Raw genomic sequence first — 9,358 nt, 5'->3', positions numbered from 1 at the left:
TGTGCCCGCTCAGTCGGCGCGGAAGACCCCAGGTCGACCGTGCCGACTGAGCTGGACTCGGGCAGAGCCGACCCATATGGGTCGGTTTCGACCGAGGTCGGAGGTGTTCGATGGCGATGCCGGTTCCCGGCTCAGATCGTTGGACGGCTGCCGATCTCGATCACATGCCGGAGGACGGACTCCGGTACGAGGTACTGTATGGCCTGCTCGTCGTGAACGCGTCCCCGAAGCCGCGGCATCCAAGTCGACAACCTTGCAGGACCGCATGGTGAAGCCGGTTCTCTATGCCGAGGCGGGCATCCCGAATTACTGGCGCTTCGAGCTCAACGCCTTCAAGGGACAACTGCCCGGCGAGTCGTTGCCGGTGGCGTTCGTCCATTCCCTCGGCGGCGACGGCGGCTATGAGCCGACGCATCGGGTCGCCGCCGGTGAGAAGATAACCGTGCGAACACCTTTCGAGTTCATTCTCGACCCGGCCGCACTGCTGCCATGAACCGAGCGGCCGAATCTGATCGGGCCAGGTCGAATGCCGCCGCTCCCAAGTGAATTCGAGTGTCGCATGATGATTTCGGACACTGCTGGATCGAGCAGGTCCGGCTGGCGCACCGGGTTATCAGTGCCCGGTGGCACGGGCGGAAGCCAATTCCGCCCGTGCCGTCGATTGGGCTATGCGCCCGACTCCTAGTTGCAGCTGTAGGCCGAGCCGCACCGCATCATGCGAAGCAGCCCATCGAAGCCGCTGAGCAGTGCACTACCGGACGACGCGCCCGGTGCGGGCTCGCCGGGCGCGATCACCGGTGTGACGGTAATCGGTTCGGCCGCAGCCGGACCCGCGGTGAGGACGGCTCCGAAGGCCAGTGCCGCGACGCCCGCGCCGAGCAGCTTGGTGAACGACATAATGAGTCCTTCTCAGTTCCATGGTTATGGATGGCGGCTCGTAGTGTTCCGCATTTGACCAATCGGTCTCATTAGCGCCAACGTTACGAAAACTGGCCCGCGCCAACTACTTCCGGTTCGACTGCCCTGGTCACGCGAGAAGGCGGTGTTCCTCGGTGAAGAGCTTCCCATGAGCCCAGCGCGCCGAGCACGGTGTCGGTCAGCTGTTCCGGGGTTGCTCATGCCTTGCGGGAGTCTTCGACACGGTGAGCGGGACGAAGGTCAGAAGTCTCGGCGATCCCCGTCACCGGAGCTGCTCGGCGGGCACGAGCGCCAGTAGTTCGTCCACCGACCACTGGTCGTAGACGTGTGAGCCGTGCTTGGACGCCAGTACGCGGCCGCCGGGAGCGATGAGGAAGTCGGCGGGCAGGCCGAGGCTGCCGCCGTCGGGACGGGACGGGGGAGCGGGGCGGTCGCCGCGCAGTGCGGCGCGCAGGTCGTGGGCGACGGCGCGGGCGATGGCGGGCCAGCCGCGCGGGTCGAGCAGGGCGCGCGGCGCGGATTCGACGCCGAACTCGCGGTAGAGGACGCGGTCCGGGTCGGCGATCACGTCGAGCGGCAGATCGTCGGTGTACTTGCGCAATTCGTCCGTGTGCGAGTGGAAGACGATCACCTCGCGGACGTTCGCCGCGGTGATCTCGGCGTGGCGGGCGACGATCGAGCGCAGGTGCAGGTTGCACACCGGGCAGCCCGCGAAGCGGCGGAATTGCAGGTGTACGAGGCAATCGGGGTCCGGGATCGGTACCTCCACGCCGGTGATGGTCAGCAAGGTGCGTGCGGCGACGGAAGTGGGCAGTGCCATGGGATTCTCCTTCGTAGGTGTACGACGTACGCCTACGACAAGTATGCGCGTACCTTGTACGCTGTCAACCCATGCCACGTCCTCGCTCGCTGACCACCGACGATCTCGGCAACGCCGCCCTCGCGGTCATCGACCGCCACGGGCTGGAAGGGCTGACCATGCGGGCCGTCGCGAAAGAACTCGGCATCGCCACCATGGGCCTGTACCGCTATGTCGCGGACCGGGATCGGCTCGAGGTGCTCGTGGTCGACCGGGTGCTCGGCGCCATGGCGACCACGCCGCCGGAAGGCGAGGATTGGCGCGCCAGGGCCGTGGTCCTGCTGACGCGCATGCGCTCCGCCGTCGCGGCCCATCTCGCCGTGGTTCCGCTGATCTTGCGGCACCGCCAGTCCTCCGCCGCGTCGTTGCACTGGATGGAGGCCATGCTGACGGTGCTCACCGACGCCGGTTTCACCGGCCGGGGCCGGGTGATCGCGCAGCGCACGGTGGTCGGCTTCCTGCTCGGCTTCCTGCAGAACGAGCACTACGCCTCGATCGCGGGGTCGGGCACCGCGACCATCGCGGCGCTGCCGACCGACGATTTCCCGCTGCTGGTGCAGACTGCGAGCCAGGCGCGGAAGATGTCGGTCGAGGACGAATTCCGCGGTGGCGTCGAGATCGTGCTGCGCGGACTGTCTCCGCGCTGAATCCGGCTGTGAACGTTCGGGATCCGGCTACCCGAAGATCTTCGCGAGGTCGACGGACTCGGCCATCGCCCGCGCGCCCGCGTCGTTCAGGTGCATGCCGTCGCCGCTGTCGAATTCGGGCCGGATGTAGTCCGGGCGCTGCGGATCGGCGACGGCGCGGTCCACGTCGAACACCGAGTCGAAAACGTCTGTGCCACGGATCCATTCGTTTACGGCGCGGCGGGTCGCCAGGGTTTCGGCGACGGGGAGGCCCGGGTAGACGCAGCCCGCGTAGGGGCCGATGGTGCCCGCGTGGATGGTCAGCCCGGCGGCGTGCGCGCGGCCGGCCAGTTCGGTGAAGCCGTCGATGAGTTCCGTCGCGGTGGCGGGGGCTTGGCCGCCCATGCCGCCGAGGATGAGGTCGTTGATGCCGAAATGGATCACCACGTGGCGCACGCCGGGGACGTCGCGGGCGTCGCGCTCGAACCGGTCGAGGCCGCGTTCGCCGATCTCGTCGGTGAGCAGCCGGTTTCCGCCGATGCCCTGGTTGACCACCCAGCCGCGTTGCGTTCGCTCGTTGAGCACGTCCACGGAGCGGCGATTGGCGCCGAGCGTACTGCCGAAGCCCTCGAACCACGAATCCCCGAAGGCCACGGCGATGTCGGTCTCGGCGGGTGCGAGGACGTCTACGCCGCTCACGAAGAAGCGCGAGGGAATTTCCTGTGCCCCAGGTATTTCCGTGCCGCCGGTGTGATCGCCGTCGGCGACGTAGGCGACTTCGGTTGGCATGTGCGAGAACGTCGCGAGCCCGGTCGGTTCGGGCAGGTAGAGGCTGAGCAGTAGATCGTCGCCCGCCTGCACCGCGAGGTCGATCGGGTCGCTGAGCGCTTCGCCGCCCGCGGGCACTGTCAGTTTCGTGGTTCCCGCGAACCGCACCTCGCGGTCGGTCTCCTGGACGATCTCGTCGGCGGTCTTACGCAGCGCGATCCGGGCGGCCCCGATGACGAGCGGTGACCGTCCGTAGCGGTTGGTCAGGCGAATGCGGATCTGCTCGCCACCGCCCGCCATGTGCAGTACCTGGCGCAGGGTCTGATCGGCGAATCCGTGCGGATCGGTGAGCTTGATCCGCTCGTCCGGGCTGATGACGGCCGAACGGAAGCCCGCGACCCACCGGGTGTCTTGCGATGCCATGATTACTCCTAAGTCGTTGACGCGAGGAATATTGCGTTGGCATATATCTACTCCGATGTATTCCGCTCGTCAACTATCCGCGTGTCAAATACTGGGGTAGAGTCCGAGGGCATGGACGAGTTCGACCTCTTCGACGATCCGCGCCTGACGGTGATGGGCCTGCTCTACGAGGCGCACGACGGTCTGCTCACCAAGCTGGAGCCGAGCTGGAAGACGAGCGGCCTCTCCGGCTTGGACCTGAATGCCCTGCTTCGCCTGAGCCGTTCCCCCGAACGGCGACTGCGCATGACGGACCTCGCGACCCAGACGTCGCTGTCGACCAGCGGCGTCACGCGGCTGGTCGATCGGTTGTCGGCGGCGGGATTGGTCGAGCGGGTACTCGATCCGGCCGACCGCCGCAGCGCCCGCGCGGTGCTGACCGACGCCGGGGTCCGCCGCCTCGAGCAGGTACTACCGGGTTATCTCGACGCGATTCAGCGCTGGTTCACCGGTCTGCTCACGCCGGAACAGCTCGACGCGCTGACCGTCGCGCTGCGGATCGTTCGCGACGCCACCAACCCGGACGCCACCGCGCGCACCGACTGACGGAGTACCAGCCTCGCGCCTTGCCCTGCCCTCGTATCAGCCTGGGTTCTTTCGGCGGCGGGGTCCTCGCCTGCGCGGATATCCGGCCGGGATCAGCGGGCCTGGCGCGAATCGCGTCGACATCGGTCGCCTACGGGGTGCCTATCGGCGGTGGCGCCCACGGAATCTGTGGATCGAGCGCAGCAGTGGTGCGCCCAGCCGTTGTATGCGAATCCCGAACTGGAACAGTCTGGTTCGTGGACCGGGGAGCATGCCGACCTGTTGGGCGAGATCGAACAGATCGGTTGTGGTCGACCAGCGGCAGAGTAATCCGTCGTTCAGTTCGTAGACGTCGACTCCGTGGGCGTCGAATCGCCGACCGGTCGGTGCGATTCCGAGGGGTGACGGGCCACCGCCCATGTCTCCCGCGAACGTGGCGCGCATTCGCCACGGCACGGCCATGCCGGTGCCGAGCAACGCCAGGTAGGGAGTGCCCGAGAGCTCGAAACGCACATCGGGGAACGCGCGCCACGTCATGGTCACGACTTCCCGGAGGGCGGCTTTGCCGGTAAGCCGTTCGCCGAACAGCGACGGGTCCTCGTACACGACATCGTCGGTGACGAGTGTCAGCACCCGCTCGAGATCGTGCTCGTTCCACGCGGCGAGCCACCGCATCGACCAGTCACGCCACATGGTCGCTTGATCGGCGGCTCGCCCGACGAATGTCCGCACCAACTCGGGCATCGCCGCGGCCAGTTCATCGGAGGTCATGCCCTCGACGAGCGTGGGTTCGAGACTCGCGATTTCGATGCTCATGGTATTCGCTCCGGTCACTGGCAAGCGGACGAGGTGAGCTGCGCATTGGCGAGCATCTGACAGGCCCATGCCTTTTGAAGCTTCCAGCGACCACCCTCGGCGACGAAGGGGATCTGCGCTTGGCCCTCCACCGGCTTGCCATTGAGGGTGAGTGTCGCGCTCGCTTGCATCACCCCCGCCCCGACGTACTCCACCTTCGTGATGGTCATGGTTACCTTGTTGGCCGCTCCGGCTTGGGTCATCTTGTCGATCAGATCCGGATCGACGTCTGCGCCCTGCACGGCTCCGATCTTCTGCTCCCGGGGCGTATTCGGGTCCAACGCCAGCGTCAGACCGGCGTTGAGGTCGCCGGGGCCGGGCAGCGGCAGCGGTGATTGGTCGGCGGCCGGCTTCGTCGTGGTGTGTTGTGCGTCAGTTTTCGCATCGTGGTCGGAACCACCGCACGCGGGAACGATGGCGGCCACGATCGCGGCGAAAAGGACCGCCGCCAGTCGGCCGTGAATAAGCTTGTGCCGCTGCATCTTCAGTCTCCTGCTCGGTTATTCGATACTCACTGCTTCGATGATGTTCAGTCGCGCTGCTCGGAGAGCGGGTGGAATCGAGCCGAGCAGGCTGAGTCCTATCGCGGCCGCGGTGAACACGAGGACCATCGAGTTCGGTCGGTAGGCGACGTCGATATTCATGATGTCCGGGGTGACGCTGTCGAAGAAGAATTGACTCGCCATGCCGAACAGCAGTCCGAGCCCGCCGCCGACGACACTGATGCCGGCCGCTTCGGCGAGCACCATGCCCAACGTGACGCGACGGCTCGCGCCCATGGCGCGCAGCACCCCGATTTCTCGCCGCCGCTCCAATACCGAGAGCGTGAGGGTGTTCAACAGTGCTATCGCCGCGATCAGTACGACGATCACCCACACGGCATTCGCCACGGCCATGCCTTGCCGGATAGCGCCTTCGACGCCGGCCAATGATTCCGCCCCGGAGTAGACATGTACGTCGGAAGGGCTCGACTGCCTGATCGATGCCAACAGCTGTGCCTCGTCGACACCCGGTGCGGCTTCGACCTGCAGCAGGGTGGCTCCGGGGCGGTCGAACCAGTCCTTCATTTGGTTCAGTCCGATACCGGCGGTACCCGTCAGCGCCGAGAAGTACGAGACCACACCCAGCACCCGAGTCCGTTGGAGTCCGCGCGGAGTTCGGATCGACAGTTCATCACCGACCCCGACGCCCAGAGCGCGGCTGAGATCCCGGGAGAGCACCATGCCGTGCCCCGCGACGACATCGGCGCGGACCTGTGGGTCCAGATCCTGATACATCGGGCTGACGCTGCCATGGTCCAGCCCGTAGAGAATGACCTTCTCGGTGCCGAGGGTGGCGTAGCCGAGCTGTCCCTCGGTGACGTGCGCGACGCCGGGAAGCGCTGCGACTTCGGCAGCGAGGCCGGACGGGAGCGCGGTGGTCGGAAATTGTTCCGGCGGATGGGACGCCACCCAGACATCGACGTCGCCGACCGCTCCCAGCGAGCTTCGCACCGAATTCAACAGGTCGTTGTTCGCGCCCGTGATGGTGATGGTGACCGTCACGGCCATGAAAACTGTCATCATGGTCGCCCAGACGCGGCGCGGAGCGCGCTCGAGTGTCGCGGCGGCGAGCTCACCGGCACGGCCGAAACGCCGCGCCACCCACGCCGCCGTGCGGACCAAGCCACCGATGGTCGCGAAGCACAGCGCGATACCCGCGCCGAAGAACATCGACAATGCGAACCCGGACCAGAAAAAGTTGCCCAGCCGAAGGAGCACCAGGACAACGGAAACCGTCAGTCCGCCGACAGTCACGCAGATCGCGGCCACACGCAGCCAGAGGCGCACCTGATCGGCGACCGATGCTCCCACCGGCGCGAGCGCTTCGATCGGTGACACCTTGTACACCTGGTATGCGGCCACCGCCGATGCGGCCACGCTGGTGCACACCGCCGCACCGACTGCCAGCGGAATCGCATAGAGGGGCAGTGAATACACGGTTCGCGCCTCTACGGACTGCATCAGCGCAACGGGCAGCGTGCCGATGGCGATGCGGCCGAATCCGATTCCGATCACGGAGCCCGCCATACCGCCGATCAGACCGATCATCGCGGCCTCGCCGAGCAGATCGCCGACGATGGTGCGGCGCCGACCACCGACGGCGCGCAGCATCGAAATCGTCGGTCGTCGTTGGGCTATCGCCATCGTCATGGTGGTATAGATCAAGAACGCCGCGACGATGAAGGCCAGTGCGGCGCCCATCAGCGTCATGTACTGCAGTATTCGAACACCATTGCCGGTCTGTACGGCGCGAACGCTGGGCTCGGCCACCAGCGCCCGGCCGTTCACCGCACGGTCGACAGCCTCCCGAAGCACCTCTGGATTCGCGTGCGGCTCGGCGACTATCATCACCGAATCCAGACGTCCCGCGTGCCCGGTTACTCGTTGCGCGATAGTCAGGGATGTGAGGACGAAGTGGCCTTCGTTGAGCCGTGCGGGCGCCCCGTCACGGATCACGCCCGCGACCGTGACCCGATGCGATCCCAGCCGAATGATGTCGCCGGTTGTCGCGCCGACACCGGTACCGACCAAGACTCCGTTCGTCGTGGACACGAGCGCTGCGAGCTGCTGCTCGACGGCCTCCTGGAGGTCGCTGCCCAGCGCTGTCGCTGAGGCGTCTGCGCCGAGCAGAAGCACTGGTCCGCTGTCGGAGTCGACCTGAGTCCGCACCATGGGGACCGCTGCCACGACCCCCGGAGTTGCGGCGATGTCGTCGCGGATCGACGCGGGAAATCCGGAATCGGTGACTCCGGTGACTTCGAGCGCGGCGCTTCCGGCGATGCCGCCGACCAGCCGGTCCACCGAGCCGGTCAACGAACCGAAGATGCCGAAGACCGAAACCAGGAACGCGGCGGAGACGGCCATCACCGTTATCGAGGCAATGGTCCGGCCCCGGTGTTTCACGGATTCGCGAAGGCCGAACAGTCGCCAGCGATCGATCAGTGCCGTCATCGGACCTCCGCCACCGGATCGCCGAGAGCGACCGCGGCACGGGAGGAGTCGTCAGCGATGATGCGTCCATCGGCCAGGGTGAGGATCCGGTCGGTGGTATTCGCGGCCTCGGTGTTGTGGGTGACCATGACGACGGCGCGCTCGCGCTGATCGTCGTGTGCGATCCTGGCGAGCAGCGCCATGATGTCGGCGCCGGTCTTGGAATCGAGGTTGCCGGTGGGTTCGTCGGCGAGGATGAGCGGGGGATCCATCACCAAGGCGCGAGCCAGCGCGACCCGCTGCATTTGTCCGCCGGACAGTTCCGATGGCCGATGGTCGACGCGGTCGCCGAGCCCGACCAGCTCGAGCAACTCTCGGGCGCGATCCTTGGTGGCGCGAAGACCGGTGCCGTCCAACAGCTTCGGGACGGCGACGTTCTCCCACGCGGACAGCGTCGGAAGCAGATTGAAGAACTGGAAAACGAATCCCACATGGTGGCGACGGAACTCGGACTGCCGATCATCGTCGAGATGCCCGATTTCCCGGTCGCGGAACCGTATCGACCCGCGGTCGGGCCGATCCAGTGCACCGAGCAGATGGAGCAGGGTGCTTTTGCCTGCGCCGGACGGGCCGACCACCGAGACGAATTGCCCTGCATCGATGCGTAGATCGATTCCGTCCAGTGCCCGCACGGACTGTCCACCGATCCGGTAGGTCCGCACGACCTCACCGAGTTCGAGCATCACGGGGCATCGGACCTGGTGAGCTTGCTCAGCCTGGCCATGGATTCGGTCAGTTGCGCCTGCGCATCGCCCTCGACCACCTTGGCGAGTTGGCCCGTCAACACCGGACCGGAGAAGTCGCCCGCGATGGTGAGCCGACAACCACCTGGGCTGCGTTCGATGGCGAAGCTGAACTCGCAGGTGACGCCGGCCGGGCTGCTGCCCGAAAGGGTCAACCGCATGGGTGGTTTGAACGCGGCGATGGTCAGATCCAGCCGCTGGGTCATGCCGAGCATGCGAATGTTCTGCACAAGCTTGGTATTCACGCCGATGTGCTCCGGCGGTTGCTCGGCGAACCCATCGTGCAGCAAGAACCAGTCCCCCCACGTCGCGGTGTCGGCGATGAGTGCGTAGAGCTGCGCCGGGCTAACCTCCAACGCGCTGGTGACTTCGAACCTGGCCACGCGCCTCCCCTTCTTGGTAATTGATTAGCAAACTCGTGGGTGCGAATCGTTTCGATGACCGAACGAGAAGACGTTCCCCCGCCCCAGAGCAGCCTTGCTGGCTTGAACGTAGCTGTCAGCGTTCACGATGCGATGTGAAGTTGCAAGTAACCGATCGTCACATCAAGATCTGTTCTGAAACGTGTTG

The 9,358-nt window shown here is 66.1% G+C and carries 11 protein-coding genes; 3 read left to right on the top strand and 8 right to left on the bottom strand.

Annotated elements, in window-relative coordinates:
- Positions 1-253 precede the first annotated feature (253 nt).
- Positions 254-493, top strand: a complete 240-nt coding sequence (locus tag NX1_RS37610; protein WP_245668258.1) for a hypothetical protein — start codon at positions 254-256, stop codon at positions 491-493.
- 188 nt (positions 494-681) lie between these two features.
- On the opposite strand, the gene NX1_RS01340 is transcribed toward NX1_RS37610, so the two are convergent.
- Both NX1_RS01340 and NX1_RS01335 read right to left on the bottom strand, forming a co-directional pair.
- Positions 682-897, bottom strand: a complete 216-nt coding sequence (locus tag NX1_RS01340; RefSeq protein WP_068052301.1) for a hypothetical protein — start codon at positions 895-897, stop codon at positions 682-684.
- A 283-nt stretch (positions 898-1,180) separates the two neighbouring features.
- A complete protein-coding gene (locus NX1_RS01335; protein WP_068052298.1) occupies positions 1,181-1,738 on the bottom strand; it encodes a peroxiredoxin-like family protein in 558 nt (185 codons plus the stop codon).
- A gap of 71 nt (positions 1,739-1,809) precedes the next feature.
- Between NX1_RS01335 and NX1_RS01330 the strand changes: the two genes are divergently transcribed.
- Complete coding sequence (locus NX1_RS01330) at positions 1,810-2,424, top strand: TetR/AcrR family transcriptional regulator C-terminal domain-containing protein (RefSeq protein ID WP_068052297.1); 615 nt, start codon at positions 1,810-1,812, stop codon at positions 2,422-2,424.
- Positions 2,425-2,451: 27 nt separating this feature from the next.
- On the opposite strand, the gene NX1_RS01325 is transcribed toward NX1_RS01330, so the two are convergent.
- A complete protein-coding gene (locus NX1_RS01325; protein ID WP_068052296.1) occupies positions 2,452-3,594 on the bottom strand; it encodes a GDSL-type esterase/lipase family protein in 1,143 nt (380 codons plus the stop codon).
- Between the two features lie 111 nt (positions 3,595-3,705).
- On the opposite strand from NX1_RS01325, the gene NX1_RS01320 reads away from it, so the two are divergent.
- The gene (locus NX1_RS01320) at positions 3,706-4,179 is read left to right on the top strand and encodes a MarR family winged helix-turn-helix transcriptional regulator (protein WP_068052295.1); all 474 of its coding nucleotides are present in this window, start codon (positions 3,706-3,708) and stop codon (positions 4,177-4,179) included.
- Positions 4,180-4,320: 141 nt separating this feature from the next.
- Here the strand turns inward: NX1_RS01320 and NX1_RS01315 are convergent, their stop codons facing one another.
- The 5 genes from NX1_RS01315 to NX1_RS01295 are packed head-to-tail and all read right to left on the bottom strand — an operon-like array spanning position 4,321 to position 9,171.
- Complete coding sequence (locus NX1_RS01315; RefSeq protein ID WP_068052292.1) at positions 4,321-4,974, bottom strand: ester cyclase; 654 nt, start codon at positions 4,972-4,974, stop codon at positions 4,321-4,323.
- Between the two features lie 14 nt (positions 4,975-4,988).
- The gene (locus tag NX1_RS01310) at positions 4,989-5,495 is read right to left on the bottom strand and encodes a WKL family lipoprotein (RefSeq protein ID WP_068052289.1); all 507 of its coding nucleotides are present in this window, start codon (positions 5,493-5,495) and stop codon (positions 4,989-4,991) included.
- A gap of 18 nt (positions 5,496-5,513) precedes the next feature.
- Entirely contained in the window at positions 5,514-8,006 is a 2,493-nt protein-coding gene (locus NX1_RS01305; protein WP_068052287.1) for an FtsX-like permease family protein, read from the bottom strand.
- Complete coding sequence (locus NX1_RS01300) at positions 8,003-8,728, bottom strand: ABC transporter ATP-binding protein (RefSeq protein WP_068052283.1); 726 nt, start codon at positions 8,726-8,728, stop codon at positions 8,003-8,005. The genes NX1_RS01305 and NX1_RS01300 overlap by 4 nt, the downstream gene beginning before the upstream one ends.
- Entirely contained in the window at positions 8,728-9,171 is a 444-nt protein-coding gene (locus NX1_RS01295; RefSeq protein ID WP_068052279.1) for a type II toxin-antitoxin system Rv0910 family toxin, read from the bottom strand. The genes NX1_RS01300 and NX1_RS01295 overlap by 1 nt, the downstream gene beginning before the upstream one ends.
- Positions 9,172-9,358 lie beyond the last annotated feature (187 nt).

The organism is Nocardia xishanensis NBRC 101358 (genome assembly GCF_001613365.1).
Taxonomy (GTDB): domain Bacteria; phylum Actinomycetota; class Actinomycetes; order Mycobacteriales; family Mycobacteriaceae; genus Nocardia; species Nocardia xishanensis.
The sequence above is the reverse complement of the archived record's forward strand: the minus strand, read 5'-3'. Positions and strand labels throughout refer to the sequence as shown.

What these genes read in the sequence shown, in the direction of transcription:
- NX1_RS01340 (WP_068052301.1), bottom strand. Translation starts at nt 897, where the DNA reads ATGTCGTTCACCAAGCTGCTCGGCGCGGGCGTCGCGGCACTGGCCTTC.
- NX1_RS01335 (WP_068052298.1), bottom strand. Translation starts at nt 1,738, where the DNA reads ATGGCACTGCCCACTTCCGTCGCCGCACGCACCTTGCTGACCATCACC.
- NX1_RS01330 (WP_068052297.1), top strand. Translation starts at nt 1,810, where the DNA reads ATGCCACGTCCTCGCTCGCTGACCACCGACGATCTCGGCAACGCCGCC.
- NX1_RS01325 (WP_068052296.1), bottom strand. Translation starts at nt 3,594, where the DNA reads ATGGCATCGCAAGACACCCGGTGGGTCGCGGGCTTCCGTTCGGCCGTC.
- NX1_RS01320 (WP_068052295.1), top strand. Translation starts at nt 3,706, where the DNA reads ATGGACGAGTTCGACCTCTTCGACGATCCGCGCCTGACGGTGATGGGC.
- NX1_RS01315 (WP_068052292.1), bottom strand. Translation starts at nt 4,974, where the DNA reads ATGAGCATCGAAATCGCGAGTCTCGAACCCACGCTCGTCGAGGGCATG.
- NX1_RS01310 (WP_068052289.1), bottom strand. Translation starts at nt 5,495, where the DNA reads ATGCAGCGGCACAAGCTTATTCACGGCCGACTGGCGGCGGTCCTTTTC.
- NX1_RS01305 (WP_068052287.1), bottom strand. Translation starts at nt 8,006, where the DNA reads ATGACGGCACTGATCGATCGCTGGCGACTGTTCGGCCTTCGCGAATCC.
- NX1_RS01300 (WP_068052283.1), bottom strand. Translation starts at nt 8,728, where the DNA reads ATGCTCGAACTCGGTGAGGTCGTGCGGACCTACCGGATCGGTGGACAG.